This is a genomic window from Pseudomonas agarici, from assembly GCF_001543125.1.
Lineage (GTDB): Bacteria > Pseudomonadota > Gammaproteobacteria > Pseudomonadales > Pseudomonadaceae > Aquipseudomonas > Aquipseudomonas agarici.
Map to the genome: position 1 here is coordinate 530,663 of NZ_CP014135.1, position 21,658 is coordinate 552,320.

At 60.8% G+C, this 21,658-nt stretch carries 22 protein-coding genes; 11 read left to right on the forward strand and 11 right to left on the reverse strand.

Annotation, left to right across the window (positions count from 1 at the left end; all coding sequences use genetic code 11):
* Nucleotides 1-87: 87 nt before the first annotated feature.
* Entirely contained in the window at nucleotides 88-441 is a 354-nt protein-coding gene (locus AWM79_RS02480) for a RidA family protein (RefSeq protein ID WP_017130317.1), read from the reverse strand.
* Nucleotides 413-1,714: a D-amino acid dehydrogenase gene (dadA, locus tag AWM79_RS02485; RefSeq protein ID WP_017130318.1), complete on the reverse strand. Its 1,302-nt coding sequence runs from the start codon at nucleotides 1,712-1,714 to the stop codon at nucleotides 413-415. The genes AWM79_RS02480 and dadA overlap by 29 nt, the downstream gene beginning before the upstream one ends.
* Nucleotides 1,715-2,016: 302 nt before the next feature.
* On the opposite strand from dadA, the gene AWM79_RS02490 reads away from it, so the two are divergent.
* Nucleotides 2,017-2,505 (forward strand): Lrp/AsnC ligand binding domain-containing protein, encoded by a 489-nt coding sequence (locus AWM79_RS02490; protein WP_017130319.1) that lies wholly within the window; start codon nucleotides 2,017-2,019, stop codon nucleotides 2,503-2,505.
* A gap of 43 nt (nucleotides 2,506-2,548) precedes the next feature.
* Here the strand turns inward: AWM79_RS02490 and AWM79_RS02495 are convergent, their stop codons facing one another.
* Nucleotides 2,549-2,902 (reverse strand): YkgJ family cysteine cluster protein, encoded by a 354-nt coding sequence (locus tag AWM79_RS02495; protein ID WP_026013001.1) that lies wholly within the window; start codon nucleotides 2,900-2,902, stop codon nucleotides 2,549-2,551.
* A 210-nt stretch (nucleotides 2,903-3,112) separates the two neighbouring features.
* Between AWM79_RS02495 and AWM79_RS02500 the strand changes: the two genes are divergently transcribed.
* Complete coding sequence (locus tag AWM79_RS02500) at nucleotides 3,113-4,666, forward strand: phospholipase D family protein (RefSeq protein ID WP_208599924.1); 1,554 nt, start codon at nucleotides 3,113-3,115, stop codon at nucleotides 4,664-4,666.
* Between the two features lies 1 nt (nucleotide 4,667).
* On the opposite strand, the gene AWM79_RS02505 is transcribed toward AWM79_RS02500, so the two are convergent.
* Nucleotides 4,668-6,161: an aldehyde dehydrogenase gene (locus AWM79_RS02505; RefSeq protein ID WP_060782076.1), complete on the reverse strand. Its 1,494-nt coding sequence runs from the start codon at nucleotides 6,159-6,161 to the stop codon at nucleotides 4,668-4,670.
* Between the two features lie 239 nt (nucleotides 6,162-6,400).
* Here AWM79_RS02505 and AWM79_RS02510 point away from each other — a divergent pair, with 239 nt between their 5' ends.
* Entirely contained in the window at nucleotides 6,401-6,763 is a 363-nt protein-coding gene (locus AWM79_RS02510) for a cupin domain-containing protein (protein WP_060782077.1), read from the forward strand.
* Here AWM79_RS02510 and AWM79_RS02515 read toward each other — a convergent pair whose 3' ends face one another.
* The 3 genes from AWM79_RS02515 to rpmB form a co-directional block, all read right to left on the reverse strand.
* On the reverse strand, nucleotides 6,764-8,146 hold the full coding sequence (locus AWM79_RS02515; RefSeq protein ID WP_060782078.1) for a hypothetical protein: 1,383 nt from the start codon (nucleotides 8,144-8,146) through the stop codon (nucleotides 6,764-6,766).
* A gap of 158 nt (nucleotides 8,147-8,304) precedes the next feature.
* On the reverse strand, nucleotides 8,305-8,460 hold the full coding sequence (gene rpmG / locus AWM79_RS02520; protein ID WP_003177274.1) for a 50S ribosomal protein L33: 156 nt from the start codon (nucleotides 8,458-8,460) through the stop codon (nucleotides 8,305-8,307).
* 12 nt (nucleotides 8,461-8,472) lie between these two features.
* Complete coding sequence (gene rpmB / locus AWM79_RS02525) at nucleotides 8,473-8,706, reverse strand: 50S ribosomal protein L28 (protein ID WP_007921114.1); 234 nt, start codon at nucleotides 8,704-8,706, stop codon at nucleotides 8,473-8,475.
* 449 nt (nucleotides 8,707-9,155) lie between these two features.
* Here rpmB and AWM79_RS02530 point away from each other — a divergent pair, with 449 nt between their 5' ends.
* Nucleotides 9,156-10,745, forward strand: a complete 1,590-nt coding sequence (locus AWM79_RS02530) for an ABC transporter substrate-binding protein (RefSeq protein WP_060782079.1) — start codon at nucleotides 9,156-9,158, stop codon at nucleotides 10,743-10,745.
* A gap of 22 nt (nucleotides 10,746-10,767) precedes the next feature.
* Here AWM79_RS02530 and radC read toward each other — a convergent pair whose 3' ends face one another.
* Complete coding sequence (radC, locus tag AWM79_RS02535) at nucleotides 10,768-11,442, reverse strand: RadC family protein (protein ID WP_017130326.1); 675 nt, start codon at nucleotides 11,440-11,442, stop codon at nucleotides 10,768-10,770.
* Between the two features lie 133 nt (nucleotides 11,443-11,575).
* Between radC and coaBC the strand changes: the two genes are divergently transcribed.
* The 4 genes from coaBC (at nucleotide 11,576) to argB (ending at nucleotide 16,889) form a co-directional block, all read left to right on the forward strand.
* On the forward strand, nucleotides 11,576-12,784 hold the full coding sequence (coaBC, locus tag AWM79_RS02540; RefSeq protein ID WP_017130327.1) for a bifunctional phosphopantothenoylcysteine decarboxylase/phosphopantothenate--cysteine ligase CoaBC: 1,209 nt from the start codon (nucleotides 11,576-11,578) through the stop codon (nucleotides 12,782-12,784).
* Nucleotides 12,785-12,789: 5 nt separating this feature from the next.
* Complete coding sequence (gene dut / locus AWM79_RS02545) at nucleotides 12,790-13,245, forward strand: dUTP diphosphatase (RefSeq protein WP_017130328.1); 456 nt, start codon at nucleotides 12,790-12,792, stop codon at nucleotides 13,243-13,245.
* 1,291 nt (nucleotides 13,246-14,536) lie between these two features.
* Nucleotides 14,537-15,931 (forward strand): phosphomannomutase/phosphoglucomutase, encoded by a 1,395-nt coding sequence (gene algC, locus AWM79_RS25360; RefSeq protein WP_208599941.1) that lies wholly within the window; start codon nucleotides 14,537-14,539, stop codon nucleotides 15,929-15,931.
* Between the two features lie 52 nt (nucleotides 15,932-15,983).
* Complete coding sequence (gene argB, locus AWM79_RS02555) at nucleotides 15,984-16,889, forward strand: acetylglutamate kinase (protein WP_017130330.1); 906 nt, start codon at nucleotides 15,984-15,986, stop codon at nucleotides 16,887-16,889.
* Between the two features lie 47 nt (nucleotides 16,890-16,936).
* On the opposite strand, the gene AWM79_RS02560 is transcribed toward argB, so the two are convergent.
* Both AWM79_RS02560 and pyrE read right to left on the reverse strand, forming a co-directional pair.
* Nucleotides 16,937-17,518, reverse strand: a complete 582-nt coding sequence (locus AWM79_RS02560) for a DUF4124 domain-containing protein (RefSeq protein WP_026013002.1) — start codon at nucleotides 17,516-17,518, stop codon at nucleotides 16,937-16,939.
* A gap of 6 nt (nucleotides 17,519-17,524) precedes the next feature.
* Nucleotides 17,525-18,169, reverse strand: a complete 645-nt coding sequence (gene pyrE / locus AWM79_RS02565; RefSeq protein WP_017130332.1) for an orotate phosphoribosyltransferase — start codon at nucleotides 18,167-18,169, stop codon at nucleotides 17,525-17,527.
* Nucleotides 18,170-18,251: 82 nt separating this feature from the next.
* On the opposite strand from pyrE, the gene AWM79_RS02570 reads away from it, so the two are divergent.
* A complete protein-coding gene (locus tag AWM79_RS02570; RefSeq protein WP_060782080.1) occupies nucleotides 18,252-19,031 on the forward strand; it encodes an exodeoxyribonuclease III in 780 nt (259 codons plus the stop codon).
* A 72-nt stretch (nucleotides 19,032-19,103) separates the two neighbouring features.
* Here AWM79_RS02570 and rph read toward each other — a convergent pair whose 3' ends face one another.
* Nucleotides 19,104-19,826: a ribonuclease PH gene (rph, locus tag AWM79_RS02575; RefSeq protein ID WP_017130334.1), complete on the reverse strand. Its 723-nt coding sequence runs from the start codon at nucleotides 19,824-19,826 to the stop codon at nucleotides 19,104-19,106.
* Nucleotides 19,827-20,057: 231 nt separating this feature from the next.
* Between rph and AWM79_RS02580 the strand changes: the two genes are divergently transcribed.
* Both AWM79_RS02580 and gmk read left to right on the forward strand, forming a co-directional pair.
* The gene (locus tag AWM79_RS02580) at nucleotides 20,058-20,921 is read left to right on the forward strand and encodes a YicC/YloC family endoribonuclease (RefSeq protein ID WP_060782081.1); all 864 of its coding nucleotides are present in this window, start codon (nucleotides 20,058-20,060) and stop codon (nucleotides 20,919-20,921) included.
* A gap of 12 nt (nucleotides 20,922-20,933) precedes the next feature.
* Complete coding sequence (gmk, locus tag AWM79_RS02585) at nucleotides 20,934-21,554, forward strand: guanylate kinase (protein WP_017130336.1); 621 nt, start codon at nucleotides 20,934-20,936, stop codon at nucleotides 21,552-21,554.
* Nucleotides 21,555-21,658: the final 104 nt, after the last annotated feature.

Consider the following 21,658-nt stretch of genomic DNA (forward strand, 5'->3'; position numbering starts at 1 on the left):
GGCAGACTTCTGGACGGTCGGTTGGGAATAAAAAACCGGCATGACACGCGGTGTTGCCACACGCCATGCCGGGAGAGGGACCTTGCGTTAAGGCAGGGCGGCCACGACGGACAGCTCGACGAGGATTTCCGGTTCGCAGAGCTTGGCCTGGACCGTTGCGCGTGCCGGGGCCGTCTCTTTGGGCAACCACTTGTCCCAAACGGAATTCATGCCGGCAAAATCGGCATCGACATCTTTCAGGTAGATGGTTACCGACAACAGTTGGGTCTTGTCGGTGCCTGCCAGGTCCAGCAAACGTTCGATATTGGCCAAAGCTTCACGGGTCTGTGTCTCAATCCCGGCGCTCATGTCGTCGCCGACTTGCCCGGCCAGATACACAGTCCCGCCGTGAACGACGATCTGGCTCATGCGCTCATTGGTGAGCTGGCGCTGGATTGCCATGTTTTGCAGTCTCCTGATGATTACCATAACGTGAAATATCGAGCCCTTCGGCGCTGATTTGTGGCGTTTTCTTCGCCATCAAGTCGGCCAGCAGGCGACCGGAGCCACAGGCCATGGTCCAGCCGAGCGTACCGTGACCGGTGTTCAGGAACAGATTGCGCAACGGCGTGGCACCTACAATCGGCGTACCGTCTGGGGTGGCCGGGCGCAGGCCGGTCCAGAAGCTGGCTGCCTGAAGGTCGCCGCCCAGAGGATAAAGGTCGTTGACGACCATCTCCAGTGTTTCGCGTCGACGCGGGTCAAGCGACAGGTCAAAACCGGCGATTTCCGCCATGCCGCCCACCCGGATACGATTGTCGAAGCGGGTGATCGCGACCTTGTAGGTCTCATCGAGAATGGTCGAAGTCGGGGCCATCTCCGGCTGAGTGATCGGCACGGTTAGCGAGTAACCCTTGAGCGGATAGACCGGTGCCTTGATGCCCAGCGGCTTGAGCAACTGCGGCGAATAGCTGCCCAGGGCCAGCACATAGCGGTCGGCGGTTTCCAACTTGCCGTCGATCCACACGCCGTTGATCCGATCACCCACAGCCTCGAGACGCTGGATGTCCTGGCCGAAGCGGAACTCCACGCCCAGCTTGATGGCCATGTCGGCCAGGCGAGTGGTGAAGATTTGGCAGTCGCCGGTCTGGTCGTTCGGCAGACGCAGAGCGCCGGCGAGGATATCGGTGACATTCGCCAAGGCCGGTTCGACCCGGGCGATGCCCGCACGATCGAGCAATTCGTAGGGCACGCCGGACTCTTTCAGCACCGCGATGTCTTTCGCCGCGCCATCCAGTTGCGCCTGGGTACGAAACAGCTGGGTGGTGCCCAGACGGCGGTCCTCGTAGGCAATGCCGGTTTCGGCGCGCAATTCGTCGAGACAGTCACGGCTATACTCGGACAGACGGACCATGCGCTCCTTGTTCACCGCGTACCGGTTGGCGCTGCAGTTGCGCAGCATCTGCGCCATCCACAGATACTGGTCAACATCGGCGGTGGCCTTGATCGTCAGCGGCGCATGGCGTTGCAGCAGCCATTTGATGGCCTTGAGCGGCACCCCTGGCGCAGCCCATGGCGAGGCATAACCCGGGGAAACCTGGCCGGCATTCGCGAAGCTGGTTTCCATGGCAGCCGCGGGCTGACGGTCGACCACCACCACTTCAAAGCCAGCCCGGGCCAGATAATAAGCACTGGCGACACCGATGACGCCACTGCCCAATACCAGAACTCGCATGTGTATGTCTCCCAATCGCAGCCTGCCGCCGATGTTTGTTGTTCAACGTGATACTGCGCGCAGTGTAAGAAACAATAGCCAGTGCTTTTCACTATATAAGCGCCTATATTTGGCGAGAATTCTCGGCTATGTGGCTTTTCGGCAGATGATGTGAAAGCGTCGCGAGCGAAGGCAAAACAGGCGAGGCCGGTCGGGGTCGCGGGCGACTTTACTGGCTGTCAATGGGGCATCCCGAGCTTTTTTAACGCTGGATGGCCGAGCGCGGTAGCTTTCACATTATCTGCCACGGAGGGGAATTCCCTATGCGCACTAATCACCAGACCAAGCGTGAGCTGGACAAGATCGACCGTAATATCCTGCGAATTCTCCAGGCCGACGGGCGCATCTCGTTCACCGAGCTGGGCGAAAAAATCGGCTTGTCCACCACGCCCTGTACCGAGCGGGTTCGACGGTTGGAACGCGAAGGGATCATCATGGGCTACAACGCCCGGCTCAATCCACAGCACCTCAAGGGCAGCCTGCTGGTGTTCGTCGAAATCAGCCTGGACTACAAGTCCGGCGACACCTTCGAGGAGTTCCGCCGCGCTGTGCTGAAACTACCGCATGTGCTGGAGTGCCACCTGGTCTCGGGCGACTTCGACTATCTGATCAAGGCGCGGATTTCCGAGATGGCGTCCTATCGCAAACTACTGGGCGATATCTTGCTCAAGCTGCCCCATGTACGCGAATCCAAGAGCTATATCGTGATGGAAGAGGTGAAGGAAAGCCTGAGCCTGCCGATTCCGGATTGACACTGCTTCCTCGATTGAGCTCCTCCCCATAGATCGAAGGGGATCAGACCAAAACCTGGCGGGTGCTGGCGATATAGTCGTATACCTGCTTTTCAGCCCGTGGATGGATCATCTCCGTCGGGCGCCGACCATTGGGGCACGGCAGGCTCGCCGTGGTGCCGAACAAGCGGCAGATCAACGGGCGCTCGTCGTACACTGTGCAGCCGTTCGGCCCCAAGTGTACACAGTTCAGTTCGTTCAGCGCCGCTTCCTGTTCGGCCACGGTCTTGCGCGGCAAACGAGCCATTTCCGCCGACGAGGTAGTCACCGGCCCACAACAATCGTGGCAGCCCGGAACGCACTCGAAAGACGGTATCTGCTGCCGGAGAAAGCGGATTTTCTGACTGTTGCAGCTCATTCGATGCGGCTACCGGAGACGAGAGTAAGAGAGGATTTTGCCTGAAAAGCCCTAGTCCAGACAGCGGAAATCGCGCCACGATTGCCCGTTCGCAAGGTTGGCGCAGCGACGATCAAGCTGTCGACCGAAAATGCCTACGGCAGCGATTGACCTTTGGTCACCGGGCAGCATCTATATACCGACACCTGCCATGATTTAGGGCGACTACGCTTGAAATTCTATTTTCTGTTGATCGCCCTGCTCTTGAGCGGATGCGCCTCACTGGACACTCCCCGGCTGCCCAGCCAGGCCTTGCCGGCAACGGATTCGGCCTTCGGTCGCGCACTCCAGGCCCAGGCCGCCGCCTACCAGGGGCGCTCGGGCTTTCGCTTGCTGCCCAATGGCGGCGAGGCCTTCAGGGCGCGAGCTGAACTGATCCGCAACGCCCAGAGCAGCCTCGACTTGCAGTACTACATCGTCCACGACGGCTTGAGCACGCGAATGCTGGTGGACGAACTGCTCAAGGCCGCTGATCGCGGCGTGCGCGTGCGGATCCTGCTGGACGACACCAGCAGCGACGGTTTGGACGACATCATCGCCACCCTGGCGGCTCACCCGAATATCCAGATCCGCCTGTTCAATCCGCTGGACCTGGGGCGCAGCACTGTGGCCACGCGAACCCTGGGCCGGCTGTTCAATCTGTCCCAGCAACACCGAAGGATGCACAACAAGCTATGGCTGGCCGACAACAGCGCCGCCATCGTCGGTGGGCGCAACCTGGGCGACGAGTACTTCGGCGCGCTACCGGACCTGAACTTCACCGATATCGACATGCTCGGCGTGGGACCGGTGGCCGGACAACTCGGCCAGAGCTTCGATCAATACTGGAACAGCGCCCTGAGCAAGCCCATCGGTGAATTGCTCTCGCGCCTACCCACCGTCCGAGACCTGGCCAACACCCGCAACCGGCTGGAACAATCCCTCGATGCCTGGCGCCAGCAGAACCCCGCGCTGTATCAGCGCCTGGCCGATTACCAGCGCCGCCCCCAGTTGGATACCTGGCGCCGCGAGCTGATCTGGGCCTGGAACCAGGCCTTGTGGGATGCGCCGAGCAAGGTGCTGGCCAGGAACGAACCCGACCCGCACCTGCTGCTGACCACCCAACTGGCGCCCGAGCTGCGCAATGTCCATACCGAGCTGATGATGATTTCCGCGTACTTCGTTCCCGGCCAGCCGGGGCTGGTGTACCTGACGGGACGCGCGGACGCCGGGGTGACCGTCAGCCTGCTGACCAATTCGCTGGAGTCCACCGACGTGCCAGCCGTGCACGGCGGTTATGCGCCCTATCGCCGGGCGCTACTGGAACACGGGGTAAAACTCTTTGAACTGCGCCGCCAACCGGGTGACCGTGGCGGCAGCGGCCCGCACCTATTCCACAGTGGCTTCTCCAAGGGCTCGAACTCCAGCCTGCACAGCAAAGCAATGATCTTCGACCGGCAGAAATCCTTTATCGGTTCGTTCAATTTCGACCCGCGCTCGGTGCTGTGGAACACGGAGGTCGGCGTGCTGGTGGACAGCCCGCAACTGGCCGAACACCTGCGTGCCCTGGCCCTGCAGGGTATGGCCCCGGCCTTGAGCTACGAACCACGACAGGAGGCCGGGCAATTGGTGTGGATCACCGAAGACAACGGACAGATTCATGTGCTGCATCGCGAACCCGGGAGTTGGTGGCGTCGGCTCAATGCCTGGCTCGCCACCCGAATCGGCCTGGAGCGCATGCTCTAATTTACAGCTTGATCCATGTCGCCTTCAGTTCGGTGTACTTGTCGAACGCATGCAACGACTTGTCGCGACCGTTACCCGACTGCTTGAAACCACCGAACGGCGCGGTCATGTCACCGCCGTCATACTGGTTGACCCACACGCTGCCGGCCCGCAGGGCCTTGGCGGTCAGGTGAGCCTTAGAGATGTTCGCGGTCCAGACAGCGGCGGCCAAGCCGTAGGGCGTGTCGTTGGCAATCTCAATAGCCTCTTCGACGCTATCGAAAGCGATCACCGACAGCACCGGGCCGAAGATTTCTTCCTGGGCGATTTTCATCGCATTGCTCACCCCATCGAAAATCGTCGGCTCGACGTAGGTCCCGCCGGTCTCCTGGAGGGTACGCTTGCCGCCGGCCACCAGTTGGGCGCCATCGGCATGGCCGGAATCGATGTAGGACAGCACCGTGTTCATCTGCTGGGTGTCCACCAGAGCACCGACATTGGTTGCCGGGTCCAGCGGGTTGCCGGGCTTCCAGGCTTTTAGCGCTTCAATCACCAGCGGCAGGAAGGAGTCCTTGATCGAACGCTCGACCAGCAGACGCGACCCGGCAGTACAGACTTCGCCCTGGTTGAAGGCGATAGCACTGGCCGCAGCTTCGGCGGCGGCCAGCAGGTCCGGTGCGTCAGCAAAGACGATGTTCGGACTCTTGCCGCCGGCTTCGAGCCAGACACGCTTCATGTTCGACTCGCCAGCGTAAATCAGCAGTTGCTTGGCGATCTTGGTCGAACCGGTAAACACCAGGGTATCGACATCCATATGCAGGGCCAGCGCCTTGCCAACAGTGTGGCCGTAACCCGGCAGCACGTTTAGCACACCCGCCGGAATGCCGGCTTCGACGGCCAGGGCGGCAATGCGGATGGCGGTCAGCGGGGATTTTTCCGACGGCTTGAGAATCACCGAGTTTCCGGTGGATAACGCCGGACCGAGTTTCCAGCAGGCCATCATCAGCGGGAAGTTCCATGGCACGATAGCGCCGACCACTCCAACCGGCTCACGGGTCACCAGGCCCAATTGGTCATGGGGCGTCGCGGCGACTTCATCATAGATCTTGTCGATGGCTTCACCGCTCCAGCTCAATGCCTGAGCCGCACCCGCGACGTCGATGGACAGCGAGTCGGTGATCGGCTTGCCCATGTCGAGGGTTTCCAGCAAGGCCAGCTCTTCGGCATGGGTTTTCAGCAGTGCGGCGAAACGGATCATCGCCGCCTTGCGCTTGGCCGGCGCCAGGCGCGACCAGACGCCAGAATTGAAAGTGGCACGGGCATTTTCCACGGCACGCTGGGCGTCGGCGGCATCGCAGCTCACAACATGCGTCAGCAGGCGACCATCGACCGGGCTGATGCACTCGAACGTCTGGTTAGAAACAGCGGCGGTGTATTCACCATTGATGTAGGCGCGGCCTTCAATCTTCAGCTCACGGGCGCGTTGTTCCCAGTCAGCACGGGTCAGGGTAGTCATGCGAGTGTCCTCCTTTTATTGAAATAGAAGCGCCACGCCTACTTGCGCCAGCACCGTCCAGAATTTTGCCCGACGAGCCCTGTTTTTCGGCCCATGGCAGTCACCACCCTAAACCAGTGGCGCCCGAAGTTTCAATATATTTGACACAAGATCGCTAAACGCCGTTGCCATGTTCGATTTAATAAACATAGACTCGGCGCTTCCAGCCATCCGCCTTATCACTGCCGAGGAAAAGCAGCATGAGCATCCAGGACATCGTCGACTTCAGCGAAGCCAGCACCACGCCCGAACGCTTTCGTCCAGTACCGGAAAAGGTGCTCAAGGGTGATCCGCAACAGACGATCTTCAATCACTATGCCAGCCCGTGCGGACAGATGAATGCCGGCGTCTGGGAGGCCGAGGCCGGCCACTGGACGGTGAACTATACCGAGCACGAATACTGCGAGATCGTACAAGGCGTCTCGGTCCTGCGTGACACTGAGGGCAACGCCAAGACCTTGCGCGCCGGTGATCGGTTCGTCATTCCCGCGGGCTTCAAGGGCACCTGGGAAGTGCTGGAGCACTGCCGCAAGATCTACGTGGTGTTCGAACAGAGCGTCTGATCAGACCTCGACGCACCAAATGCGCGGGTCATCGAGGGACCGGACCGGATAAGGAAGGTCGACCTTAAGGTCGTCGCGCTCGACACGCAGGCGACCGTCGACGTCCTTCGCCAACTCGTCCGCCGTCAGAGCCAGGATCCAGTAGAGATCCTCGCGGCCACAGGCTTTCTGCACCTGGGTCGCGACGGTTGTGTTCCTGAGCTCGATTCGACCGTCGCCGAAGGCGAAGCCGGCACGTACCCCGACCTCGACTTTCTCCGGCTGCGTGGCCAACAGGTAGGAGTGGTCGATCTCGAAACTGCCCTGCATGGCCCGATTCGACACCAGCAGGCGTCCGCCCGAAGGATCGTTGAAACGCTGCACAAACGGCTCGAAGGCTAGCGCCGCCTGGCGATTGGCCTCGGCAACGGCCGCACCGATGCGTTGGCTCAACACCGCGTCGGCGGGCGTGGCGAGAGGAGGCAACGACTCCAGCAAAATCGCCAGCGGTGTCTCCCCCCGTGCAACACGCGCCAGCCAGTCCAATCCCTGGCGATCTAGCAAATACCCAGCCAGGTCCCCCAGCACGTAACTTTCATGGTCGGCGACCAGATAGTCCTCCTGCCCTTGCCGCGCCAGTGCCTCCAGCATCAACGCCGACCACTCGGCGGAGTTTGGCCGAACCCCTTGGGCCAGTAGTCGCCCCACCGACTCCACATAACGCGCACTGCCTTCGGCGCGGTCGGTATTACCGATACGCCTGGCCTCGTCGGCATGCTCACTCAGCCAGCGACGATACCAGTGGCTGGCCCGCGCCAACCCCTCGGGTTGTCCCTGGGCCGCCGCCAGCAAGTGACGAATGATCAGGTTGCGATACAGCCTCGGCTCGGCGAGCGCCGGATACAGGATGCCGCGCTCAGCCCCCGGCAGGTGCGCCCAACCTGCTTCCACATAAAAATGAAAGGCTTCATGGGTCGCCAGATTGAACAGCTCGGGAACCGCCTGGGGATCCTTCAATCGCCGCCGTTCGTCCTCCGGCAATGTTTCGCCCAAGCCGACAAAAATGGCTGGACGACCTTGCCAGAGGATCTTCTGGTAGCGCAGGTACTCATGGGACAGTCCCAGCTTCCTGACTGGCGCCATATCCACCTCGTGCCCACCCCGCGCACTTATCACCCAGGCGCGTTGGCCATCGCTGGTCAGCAACTGGATATCGGCAAACACCCGAGTGGCCGGGTTGAACCCGCTTAGCGCCGGCCAGGCGGTTCGCGTCGCCGCGATCACCCGGCGCACATAAGCCTCGGCGCCGGTTTCGTCATCGGTCGACGGTGCCGCCGATACCGCGACACTGGCGGCCGCCAAGACTACCAGCAACAGCAATGCAAACATCCTTGCAATGATCATCCATGCCCTCCATGACTACGTTGTCCCGTTGTTCAGCCAGTCTAGAAAAGGCACAACGGGAGAGACGCAGGAAAAGGCCATGCGACATGAAGGAAATGTCTGAAAAACAGACAAAAAAAACCCCGAGTCAATCGGGGTTTTTTAAAAAACAAAATCAATTACTTGATTTTGCCTTCCTTGTAGATCACGTGCTTGCGAACAACCGGATCATATTTCTTGATCTCGATCTTGTCCGGAGTAGTGCGCTTGTTCTTGTCAGTCGTGTAGAAATGACCAGTACCGGCGCTCGAGATCAAACGAATCAATTCACGCATGATTTAGCTCCCTTATACCTTGCCATCGCGACGGAGTTCGGCCAGCACGACATCAATGCCGCGCTTGTCGATGATACGCATGCCCTTGGCGGAAACGCGCAAACGCACGAAACGCTTCTCCGACTCAACCCAGAAGCGGTGATGCTGCAGGTTTGGCAGGAAACGACGACGGGTTTTGTTGTTTGCGTGGGAAATATTATTCCCAGTCACCGGACCCTTACCGGTAACTTGACAGACTCTAGACATGCCTCAGCCCTCTAAACCACATGCCCAACCCGGCATGGGTTGGCCGCTTAATCTCTCAGTCATTTGGCGCCAGGCGCCGCGTTTCTTTAAGGGTCTTACCGGCTACACCTACAAGCGAAGGAACCGGGCCCCTAGAAAAGAGCGCTGCTTTATACCAGAAAGACCACGGCGCAACAACATTCAGTGCGATTAAAACCGTGTCGAACGCCCGAAAATCGGATACAAGACGCTAGCGCCGAGGGCTTGCGCAACAAATGCCGCTCGTCGCACAAAGCTTCGCTCGCCAGAGAAAGACCGCAAGTCCCGTGTGGAAAAGACCGTCCAATTGTACGGCACCTTGGTCAAGTCGAGTAAAAATGGGATAGTCAATTGTCGCCCGGAGCACTAGGGTAGGGTCTTTTCCAGACTGCACTCGCAGATGGGACAACGACCTGCAAAGGAAACTGAATATGCGTTTCGCTGCCCTACCGCTATTGCTCGTCCCGTTTCTCAGCCCACAGGCCTTGGCCGCGACCTCGCTGAGCGTCTGCACCGAAGCCAGCCCGGAGGGCTTCGACGTCGTGCAATACAATTCGTTGACCACCACCAACGCCTCGGCGGATGTGCTGATGAACCGCCTGGTGGACTTCGACGCCGCCGGCGGCAAGCTGGTGCCGAGCCTGGCCGATAGCTGGAACGTCTCCGATGACGGCCTGACCTACGACTTCAAGCTGCACTCGGGGGTAAAATTCCACCACACCGACTACTTCAAGCCGACTCGCGACCTGACTGCGGCCGATGTCCGCTTCAGCTTTGAACGCATGCTGGACCCAGCCAATCCCTGGCACAAGATCGCCCAAAGCGGTTTCCCCCATGCCCAATCGCTGCAACTGCCAGCTCTGATCAAACGCATCGAAGCCATCGATCCGCTGACCGTGCGCTTTACCTTGGATCACCCGGACTCGACCTTTCTGGCGGCGCTGAGTATGGGCTTTGCCTCCATCTATTCGTCGGAATACGCCGACAAGTTGCTGGCCGCCCATACGCCGGAGAAACTCAACAGTCAACCGATCGGCACCGGCCCCTTCGTTTTCAGGCAGTTCCAGAGGGATGCGTCGATCCGCTATACCGCCAATCCGGACTACTTCGCCGGCAAACCGGCGGTCGACAACCTGATATTCGCGATCACCCCGGACGCCAACGTGCGGCTGCAGAAGTTGCGACGCAACGAATGCCAGATCGCCCTGTCGCCCAAGCCTTTGGACGTCGCTTCGGCGAGCAAGGACCCTGCGCTCAAAGTGGAGAAGAACGCGGCCTTCATGACTGCCTTCCTGGCCATCAACAGCCAGCATCCACCGCTGGACAAGCCGGAAGTCCGCCAGGCGATCAACCTGGCTTTCGACAAGACCAGCTACCTCAAGGCCGTCTTCGAAGACACCGCCGAAGCCGCCCATGGCCCTTACCCGTCCAATACCTGGAGCTATGCCGGGGATCTGCCCGGCTACGCCTACGACCCGGCGAAGGCCAAGGCGTTGCTGGCCAAGGCCGGCTTCAAGGACGGTTTCAAGACCACCCTCTGGACCCGTCCCTCAGGCAGTTTGCTCAACCCCAACCCGAGCCTTGGCGCGCAGCTGCTGCAGGCTGACCTGGCGCAAATAGGTATCCAGGCGCAAATTCGCGTGATCGAATGGGGCGAGCTGATTCGTCGCGCCAAGGCAGGCGAGCATGACTTGCTGTTCATGGGCTGGGCTGGCGACAACGGCGACCCGGACAACTTCCTGACCCCACAATTTTCCTGCGCCGCCGTAAAGTCCGGCACCAACTTCGCGCGTTATTGCGATGCCGGCCTGGACAAGCTGATCAGCGCCGGGAAAACCACCAGCGAACAGGGCGTGCGCAGCAAGCTCTACCAGCAGGCCCAGGCCCAGATCCAGCAACAGGCGCTCTGGCTGCCACTGGCCCATCCGACCGCCTTCGCCCTGGTACGCCAGGATGTCCAGGGTTATCAGGTGAGCCCATTCGGGCGCCAGGACTTCTCCAGGATCACTCTCAAGCATTGATCGAACATTCATCGAGGGCGCATTACATCAACCCATGCTCCATCATCGAAAACGGCTCGCCCTCGCCGATAATGAAATGATCGAGCACCCGCACATCGACCAACTCCAGCGCGTCCTGCAGACGCCGGGTCAACAGCCGATCCGCCTGGCTGGGCTCGGCAACGCCCGAAGGATGGTTGTGGCACAAAATCAACGCCGCCGCGTTGTGCGCCAGCGCCCGCTTGACCACTTGCCGTGGATAGACGCTGGCGTTGTCGATGGAACCGCGAAATAGCGCTTCGAAGGCCAGCACCCGGTGCTTGGCGTCCAGAAACAGGCAACCGAACACCTCATGAGGTTCATGGCGCAGCATCGCCTTGAGGTAATCGCGCACCGCCCCTGGGCTTTCCAGGGCAGAATCACGGCGCAGGCGCTCGGCCAGATGACGGCGGGCCATCTCCAGCACCGCCTGCAACTGCGCGAACTTCGCTGGCCCCAAGCCCAGCTCACGGCTGAATTCGCGCTGATCCGCCTCCAGCAGGCTACGCAAACTACCGAATTTTCCCAAAAGATGTCGCGCCAAATCCACCGCACTTTTGCCGGAAACGCCAGTGCGCAAGAAGATCGCCAGTAGCTCGGCATCGGACAGATTCGCCGATCCCAGTTGCAGAAGCTTCTCCCGTGGCCGCTCCGCGGCCGGCCAATTACGGATACTCATCACACCTCCCTGTCCTTTGGGGCCCGCTGTTCCATAACGGGCGCTGTGTTATCGTAGCCCATCTTTTTTACCCCTGATCCGGCCTGGGGAGGCGTCGTCAGGGGTGGCAATCATTGGACTAAAAGGCAAGCCTATGCAGCGGCTGTATCGGAAACGCATCGTTCTCGGCGTCGGCGGCGGCATTGCCGCCTACAAGAGCGCCGAGCTGGTTCGCCGACTTATCGATCAGGGCGCCGAAGTGCGCGTGGTCATGACCCGTGGCGGTAGCGAGTTCATCACCCCCTTGACCCTGCAGGCACTGTCCGGGCACCCGGTGCACCTGGATCTGCTCGACCCGGCAGCCGAAGCCGCGATGGGCCATATCGAACTGGCCAAATGGGCCGATCTGGTGCTGATCGCGCCCGCGACCGCCGACCTGATTGCACGGCTGTCCCAAGGCATCGCCGATGACCTGCTGACCACCCTGGTGCTCGCCACCGACGCCACCGTGGCCATCGCCCCGGCGATGAATCAGGCCATGTGGCGCGACCCAGCGACCCAGGCCAACACCCAGTTGTTGCAGAGCCGGGGCCTGAAAGTCTTCGGCCCGGCCTCCGGCAGCCAGGCCTGCGGCGATGTCGGCCTGGGGCGCATGCTCGAAGCCAGCGACCTGGCCCAGCGCGCCGCCGACTGCTTCCAGCACCTGGCGCTGACCGGCAAGCAGGTCTTGATCACTGCCGGCCCAACCCAGGAAAACATCGACCCAGTACGCTACATCACCAACCACAGCTCCGGGAAAATGGGTTTTGCCCTGGCCGAGGCCGCCGTCGAAGCCGGTGCCCGTGTCACCCTGATCACCGGTCCGGTACACCTGCCGACTCCGGATCGGGTCACCCGCATCGATGTGGTCAGCGCCCGAGACATGCTCGCCGCCTGCGAAGCCGCGATCCCGTGCGACCTGTTCATCGCCTCGGCGGCAGTCGCGGACTATCGCCCGGAAGTCGTCGCCCGGCAAAAACTCAAGAAAGACCCTACGAACGGCGACGGCCTGCTGCTACAGATGGTGCGCAACCCGGACATTCTGGCCACCATTGCCTCCCGCCCCGATCGCCCATTCAGCGTCGGTTTTGCCGCCGAGACCGAGCATCTGCTCGACTACGCCGCGCGCAAGCTGAAAGACAAGAACCTCGACCTGATCGTCGCCAATGACGTGGCCAATCCCAGTATCGGCTTCAACAGCGAGGAAAACGCCTGCAGCGTGATCGATCGGGAGCTACACGAGACACTTTTCGCCCAGACCAGCAAAGGCAAGATTGCCCGCCAACTGATCTCTTTTATCGCCACACGACTGAACCAGGTTTAATCCACATGCATGCTTTGCAAGCCAAGATTCTCGACCCACGCATCGGCAACCAGTTCCCGCTACCGCAGTACGCCACACCTGGCTCGGCCGGCCTCGACCTGCGTGCCATGCTCCAACATGACAGCGTGCTGGAACCGGGCCAGACCCTGCTGATCCCTACCGGCCTGGCGATCTATATCGGCGATCCGGGCCTGGCCGCGCTGATCTTGCCGCGCTCCGGCCTGGGCCACAAACACGGTATCGTGCTGGGCAACCTGGTCGGCCTGATCGACTCGGACTATCAGGGCGAGCTGATGGTCTCGTGCTGGAACCGCGGCCAGACCGCCTTCAATATCGCCGTCGGCGAGCGCATTGCCCAATTGGTATTGGTGCCGGTGGTACAGGCGCACTTCGAGCTGGTCGAGGCGTTCGACGAAAGCCAACGCGGTGCCGGGGGGTTCGGGCATTCCGGCAGCCATTGACCTACGCTGATTCATGTCGGGTCCCGCACCCGGCCTGAATAATTCGCGCTGCATTTGAGGATGAGTTTCGCGGAGGCGGTATTTGAAAGGCATCAAACGCAGCGCAAAAAACGCCAACGGTCATGAACGCAACGGCCATGAGCCTCCAGGCGATGTCACCACGACTTTGTTACCAGGGTTGGGGATTGCCTTGAGCGGGCTGGTCCTGGCTGCCGCGCTGCTGTGGTTTGGCGTGGTCGAGCCGTGGAGCCACACGCTGCGCAGCAACTATGCGCTGCTCCCCGGCCTTGTGGCGTCCGCGGGTCTGAGCCAGGCGACCCACGATCTGATCGCCCAGACCGAGGCGACGGCCCTTGACCCCTCGCTGCTCAAGGCCCTGCAAAGCCAGAATGCCGATCAGGTCAAGGCCGCGGAAGCAGGCCTGCGCTTCGCCAACGGCCTGGTGGACGCGCAACTCTACCTACCCGGCCAGGCCCAACCGGGCAATGACCGCGCCGCGCCGCTGAATTTCTCGGTGCTGGATATGATCACCCGTGCCGAGCGAGGGACCCGTCCGGCGCCACAAGCCTACAAATTTGGCCAACGTTGGCTGGTCTATAGCGTCGCCTCGCTCACGGCGCCCGCCGAAACCCAAAGTGGCGGCACCCTGCTGTTGGTCTTCGATCTGCAACGACTGCTCCAACCCCTCGCCACATCGCACCCGCAGACGGGTGAGTTGCGCTTGACGCAAAGTGTCTTCGGTAGCCCGGAACAAGTGCTGGATCAGCGCGGAACGGCCACCACGGACGCAAGCTATCCCTTGGGCACCGGCAATCCCAACTGGGTGCTGAAATTCAGCCCCGGCCCCTTGCTCAAGTTGCCTTACCCCTTGAGCGCCTACGTCTTGACGGCACTTGCCGCCCTGTTCGCCCTGGGCGGCGCCTTGCTGGGCATCTATCTGACCCACAAACGCCTGCAAAACCGCCTCGACGGCGATGTCCGACAGCTGGAACAGTTGTTTCACGAACTCTCTGGCGGAAAAACCGTCAAAGCCTTCGGTTTGAGCCTGCCGGCCCTCAACGGACTGGCGCAGGATCTGGCACGCTTCTCTCAGCGCAACGGTCAGCCTGTCGCCACCGCGAATAATCCCGGCATCGATCCAGGCCCGACGACCAGCAGTGCCCCAGCGCCAATCCAGACTGCCACCCAAGTTGCCGAATGGATCGACCCGCTGTTCCAAGATACCGATATCCCTGATATCGACATTCTCGACGAAAACCAAGATTTCCTGAGAACGGAGCATCCTCTCGCCATGAACAGCACCACACGCACTGTCCCGACTTTCCCCGACAGCATCTTTCGCGCCTACGACATTCGCGGCACGATTCCGGAAACCCTGACCGCCGAAACTGCTTACTGGATCGGTCGCGCCATCGGCTCCCAGAGCCTGGCCCAGGGCGAACCGAATGTATCGGTTGGCCGTGACGGACGCCTGTCCGGCCCGGAGCTGGTCCAACAATTGATCCAGGGCCTGTACGACAGCGGCTGCCATGTCAGCGATGTCGGTCTGGTGCCGACACCGGCGCTGTACTACGCCGCCAACGTGCTGGCCGGCAAGTCCGGGGTCATGCTCACCGGCAGCCACAACCCGTCGAACTACAACGGCTTCAAGATCGTCATCGCCGGCGACACCCTGGCCAACGAACAGATCCAGGCCCTGCATACCCGCCTGAAAACCAACGATTTGAGCAGTAGCAAGGGCAGCATCGAGAAAGTCGATATCCTCGACCGCTACTTCAAGCAGATCCGCGAAGACATCGTACTGGCGAAAAAACTCAAGGTGGTGGTCGATTGCGGCAACGGCGCCGCCGGCGTGATCGCCCCGCAACTGATCGAAGCCCTGGGCTGCGAAGTGATTGCGCTGTTCTGCGACGTCGACGGCAACTTCCCGAACCATCACCCGGACCCTGGCAAGCCGGAAAACCTCGAGGATCTGATCGCCAAAGTCAAGGAAACCAACGCCGACCTGGGCCTGGCCTTCGACGGCGACGGCGACCGTGTCGGCGTGGTGACCAACACCGGCAGCATCGTGTTCCCCGACCGCCTGCTGATGCTGTTCGCCAAGGACGTGGTGTCGCGCAATCCGGGCGCGGATATCATCTTCGATGTCAAATGCACTCGGCGCTTGATTCCCTTGATTCAGGAATATGGCGGCCGCCCAGTCATGTGGAAGACCGGTCACTCGTTGATCAAGAAGAAAATGAAGCAGAGCGGTGCCCTGCTGGCAGGCGAGATGAGCGGCCATATCTTCTTCAAGGAGCGCTGGTTCGGTTTCGACGACGGCATCTACAGCGCCGCGCGCCTGCTGGAGATCCTCAGCCAGGAGAAAGCCAGCGCCGAGGAACTGTTCGCGACTTTCCCCAATGATATTTCCACGCCGGAAATCAATATCAATGTGACTGACGAGAGCAAATTCAGCATCATTGAAGCCTTGCACGACGCACAATGGGGCGACGCCAACCTGACCACCATCGACGGTGTGCGGGTCGACTACCCCAAAGGCTGGGGCCTGGTTCGCGCCTCCAACACCACACCGGTGCTGGTGCTGCGCTTCGAAGCCGATACCGAAGCCGAGCTGCAGCGCATCAAGGATGTGTTCCACGCGCAGCTCAAACGCGTTGCACCCGACCTGCTACTACCGTTCTGACCTCCAGACGGTGTAAAACACCGTCTGACCACCTGTTCCACCGGAGCCCTGAATGACCCTCGAACGCGATGCCGCCGCCAATACCGCCAAGGTTCTTTCCGAAGCGTTGCCTTACATTCGCCGATACGTCGGCAAGACGCTGGTAATCAAGTACGGCGGCAACGCTATGGAAAGCGAAGAGCTGAAGACCGGCTTTGCCCGCGATATCGTGTTGATGAAGGCCGTGGGTATCAACCCTGTGGTGGTGCATGGTGGCGGCCCGCAAATCGGCGACCTGCTCAAGCGCCTGTCCATCGAGAGCCACTTCGTCGACGGCATGCGCGTCACCGACGCACAGACCATGGACGTGGTGGAGATGGTCCTCGGTGGCCTGGTGAACAAGAGCATCGTCAACCTGATCAACCGCCATGGCGGCAGCGCCATCGGTCTGACCGGCAAGGACGCGGAACTGATTCGTGCGAAAAAGCTCACCGTGACCCGCCAGACCCCGGAAATGACCGCACCGGAAATCATCGATTACGGACAGGTCGGCGAAGTGGTCGGTATCAACACCGATCTGCTGAACCTGCTGGTCAAGGGCGATTTCATTCCGGTGATCGCGCCGATTGGCGTGGGCGCTAATGGCGAGTCCTACAATATCAACGCCGACCTGGTCGCGGGCAAGATTGCCGAAGCACTGAAGGCCGAAAAGCTGATGCTGCTGACCAATATTGCGGGCCTGATGGACAAGCAAGGCAACGTTCTGACCGGCCTGAGCACTGACCAGGTCAACGGCCTGATCGCCGACGGCACCATCTACGGCGGCATGCTGCCAAAGATCCAGTGCGCGCTGGAGGCGGTCCAGGGCGGCGTTGGCAGCTCGCTGATCATCGACGGCCGGGTGCCGAATGCCGTCCTGCTGGAGATCTTCACCGATACCGGCATGGGCACCCTGATCAGCAATCGCAAGCGCCACTAGCAATAAAAAGCCCTGCTCCGGGAAACCGGGTAGGGCTTTTTTGCCAATCAGCGCAACAACTGCTCGACCCGCGCCCGGTCCGCCGCGAAATCCCGCTGGGACTGGACCCGCGCCGCCTGATACTTATCAATATCGGCTTTCATTCGGGCCTGCTCATCGCGCAAACCGGCGAGCAGGGCCAGCAGCTGTGGAGAAACCTCCTTGCCAGCGCGCTCCTGCTCCGCTGCCTGACCATGCAAACTGGCCTGGCGGGCCAGCGACGCCTGGAGATTGGTCTGCGCATTGGCAATCAATCCATCCAGCTCGACCAGCTTGCGCGCCAGCGCCTTGTCGACCTCATCGACGCTGGAGTAACGCCGCAGCAACCGGGCATTGGCATCGGCCTGGACTTTCTCGACCTGCTGCCGCTGGATCTGTTCGACGCTGAGCGCCGGGGCCACGGTTTGGATCACCCGGCCACGTGGGTTGAGCACCTGATAACCCTGGCCGATGTACTCCGGCGGTACGCCCTGACGGCTCAATACCGTCACGCCCTTGTCATCGACATAACGGTACAGCAGCACATCGTCCGCCTGCACGGCGACAGAAGCCCCAAGAACCAGGGCCAGCCACGGGTATCCGAGCCTCAAGAAGGGTCAGACCCCGTATTGTGCGCGATAAGCCTCGACCGCCGGCAGATGCTGCTTGAGCTGCTGGTCGTCGGCGAGGAATTCAAGGACCTGGTTCAGCGACACAATACTGACTACCGCAATCCCGAAGTCACGCTCCACTTCCTGGATCGCCGACAACTCACCGTTGCCGCGCTCCTGGCGGTTCAGCGCAATCAACACGCCCGCAGCCTGGGCACCGTCCTGGGAGGCGATGATCTGCATCACTTCACGAATCGCGGTGCCGGCAGTGATCACGTCGTCGACGATCAGCACATTGCCCGCCAAGGGCGCGCCAACCAGGCTGCCGCCCTCACCATGGGCCTTGGCCTCCTTGCGGTTGAAGCACCATGGCAGATCGAGCCGGTGATGCTCGGCCAACGCCACGGCGGTCGCGGCCGCCAGGGGAATGCCCTTGTAGGCCGGACCGAACAGGACGTCGAAAGCCATACCGCTGTCGATGATCGCCGCGGCATAGAAACGCCCCAACTGAGCCAGGGCGGAGCCCGAGTTGAACAGGCCGGCATTGAAGAAGTAAGGACTGGTGCGTCCGGACTTCAGAGTGAACTCACCGAAGCGCAAAACCCCGCGATCGATGGCAAAACGAATGAAATCGCGCTGATACGCCTGCATGAAGAAAGTCCCAAGTACCACGGATTTAGCTAATTAGGTAGACCTCGGGTATCATACACGCACGTGATTTTTGGGGCCATTTATGCGGATCATTAGTGTGAACGTCAATGGTATTCAGGCCGCAGTCGAGCGAGGTTTGCTCAGTTGGCTGCAAGCCCAGAATGCCGACGTTATCTGCCTGCAGGACACCCGCGCCTCCGCCTTTGAACTGGACGACCCAGCCTTCCAACTGGATGGCTACTTCCTTTATGCCTGCGATGCCGAAGTCCCCGCCCAAGGTGGCGTGGCTCTGTATTCGCGGTTGCAACCGAAGGCTGTCATCAGCGGTCTCGGTTTCGAGACGGCAGACCGCTATGGGCGCTTCCTGCAAGCCGATTTCGACAAGGTCAGCATTGCGACCTTGCTGCTTCCATCAGGGCGCAACGGCGATGAAGACTTGAACCAGAAGTTCAAGCTTATGGACGATTTCGCCCGCTACCTGGATAAACAGCGGCGCAAGCGACGCGAGTACATCTACTGTGGCTCACTCTACGTGGCGCAGCAGAAGCTCGACATCAAGAACTGGCGCGACAGCCAGCAATCTCCGGGTTTCCTGGCGCCTGAACGGGCCTGGATGGACGAGATTGTCGGCAACATGGGCTATGTCGATGCCCTGCGCGAAGTCAGCCGCGAAGGCGACCAGTACAGTTGGTGGCCGGATAACGAGCAGGCCGAGATGCTCAATCTCGGCTGGCGCTTCGATTATCAGATCCTAACGCCGGGCTTGCGCCGCTTCGTGCGCAGCGCACGCCTGCCGCGCCAGCCGCGCTTCTCGCAGCACGCGCCGCTGATCGTCGACTACGACTGGATGCTGACTATCTGAGCAGTTATCCACAGCCACAAAAAAGCCGACATCGCGTCGGCTTTTTTGTGGCTGGCGGGAAAATCCGAATAATCAGTCAGCCAGCGCAGCGTTCTGCAATTCGAAGATCTCGTTCATGCCTTTTTGTGCCAGTGCCAGCATCGCATTCAGCTCTTCCGGCTGGAACGGCGCGCCCTCGGCAGTGCCCTGAACTTCAATGAAACCGCCAGTGCTGGTCATCACCACATTAAGGTCGGTCTCGGCGGCGGAGTCCTCCAGGTAGTCCAGGTCGAGCACCGGCTCACCCTGGTACATGCCCACCGAGACGGCGGCGATCATCTGCTTGAGCGGACTACCGCCCTTGAGGCCACCACGCTTCTTGATCACCGCCAGGGCATCGACCAGCGCCACCATGGAACCGGTGATGGAGGCGGTGCGGGTACCGCCATCGGCCTGGATAACATCGCAATCGACATACAGGGTCACGTCGCCCAGCTTGGACATATCCAGCGAAGCGCGCAACGACCGACCGATCAAGCGCTGGATTTCCAGGGTCCGGCCGCCCTGCTTGCCACGGCTCGCTTCGCGCTGGTTACGCTCGCCGGTGGCCCGCGGCAACATGCCGTACTCGGCGGTCAGCCAGCCCTGACCTTGCCCCTTGAGGAAGCGTGGCACCCCATTCTCGATGCTGACCGTACAAATCACTTTAGTGTCACCGAACTCGACCAGTACAGATCCCTCGGCGTGTTTGGTGTAGTTGCGGGTGATGCGGATCGAGCGGAGCTGATCGGCGGCACGACCACTTGGACGTTTCATCTGGGAATACCTGCACAGGGACGGAAATCTACCCGGCATTATAGAGGTCATAGCCTGTGCTGGGCACTGCTTAAAAGTTACCGTCGCGCCAAACCCATGAAACGCTCCCACAAGTTTTGGGGCATTCACCGCACTGCGCTACAATCCCGTGCCTTTGCTGCCGCTCGGCGTTCATTTATTTATCAGGTCAAGCCCGGCAACGCCGGCAGGCCCGAACAGCGAGGTACTTCCATGGTCCACAGCATGACCGCCTTCGCCCGCGTCGAAAGCGCCGCAATCCAAGGCACCCTGAGCTGGGAGTTGCGCTCGGTGAACAGCCGTTACCTGGAGCCGCACCTGCGCCTGCCGGAAGCGTTTCGCGACCTCGAAGGCGCAGTGCGCGAGGCCCTGCGCCAGGGACTGTCACGGGGCAAGCTGGAATGCACTCTGCGCTTCAGCGAGGAAACCACCGGCAAGCCACTGCAGGTCGACCGCGAACGCGCTACGCAACTGATTGCCGCCGCCGAGACCGTCGCCGGCCTGATCAAGCAGCCGGCCGCGCTGAATCCGCTGGAAGTGCTGGCCTGGCCTGGCGTGCTGGTGGCCGATGCCAGCGACCCGCAAGCCCTCAACAAGGAAGCGCTGGCCTTGTTCAATAAAGGCCTCAAGGAGCTGAAGAATGGCCGCGAGCGCGAAGGTGCGGAGCTGGCCCGTTTGATCAACGAACGCCTGACCTCTATCGAGGAAGATGTCCTGATCCTGCGCGAGCTGGTGCCACAAATGCTTGCCACCCAACGCCAGAAAATCCTCGACCGCTTCACCGACATGCAGGCCGAGCTGGACCCGCTACGCCTGGAACAGGAAATGGTCTTGCTGGCACAGAAAAGCGATGTGGCCGAAGAACTCGACCGCCTGAGCACCCACATTATCGAAGTACGCCGGGTGCTCAAATCCGCCGGGGTCGCTGGCCGGCGCCTGGACTTCCTGATGCAAGAGCTCAACCGCGAAGCCAATACCCTAGGCTCCAAGGCCTTCGACCCGCGCAGCACCACCGCAGCGGTCAACCTCAAGGTGTTGATCGAGCAGATGCGCGAACAAGTACAGAATATCGAGTAAGGCTACCCCGACATGACCCATAGCACTGGCACCCTCTATATCATTTCCGCACCGTCGGGCGCGGGCAAGACCAGCCTGGTCAAGGCGCTGATCGATGCTCAACCGCAGATCCGCGTCTCGGTCTCGCATACCACCCGCGCCATGCGTCCGGGCGAAGTCGACGGAGTGAACTACCACTTCGTCGACCGCACGGAGTTCGTGCGGATGATCGAGCAGGGCGACTTCCTTGAGCAGGCGCAAGTCTTCGGCAATCTCTATGGCACCTCGCAGAGTCACCTGCAGCAGAGCCTCGACGAAGGCCACGACCTGATCCTCGAAATCGACTGGCAGGGCGCCGAACAGGTACGCCGGCAAATGCCCCAAGCCAAATCGATCTTTATTCTGCCGCCGACCCAGCACGCCCTGCGCCAGCGCCTGACCAACCGAGGCCAGGACAGCGACGAGATCATCGAAGGCCGGATGCGCGAAGCGGTCAGTGAAATGAGTCACTACGTCGAATACGATTTCCTGATCATCAACGACGATTTTGCCCATGCGCTGGACGACCTCAAGGCGATTTTCCGCGCCAACCAGTTGCAACAGCAATCCCAGCAGCAGCGTTTCAGCGTCCTGCTGAGTGAATTGCTGGCGTAACCAAGGCTTCCCAAAGCCGCTACGGGGGCCTTACATTGCTACTTATCAGTAGCACGCTTAGGCGTCTGCAAAAAAACAGCGCTTCCCTAATCGCTGGTGATTTT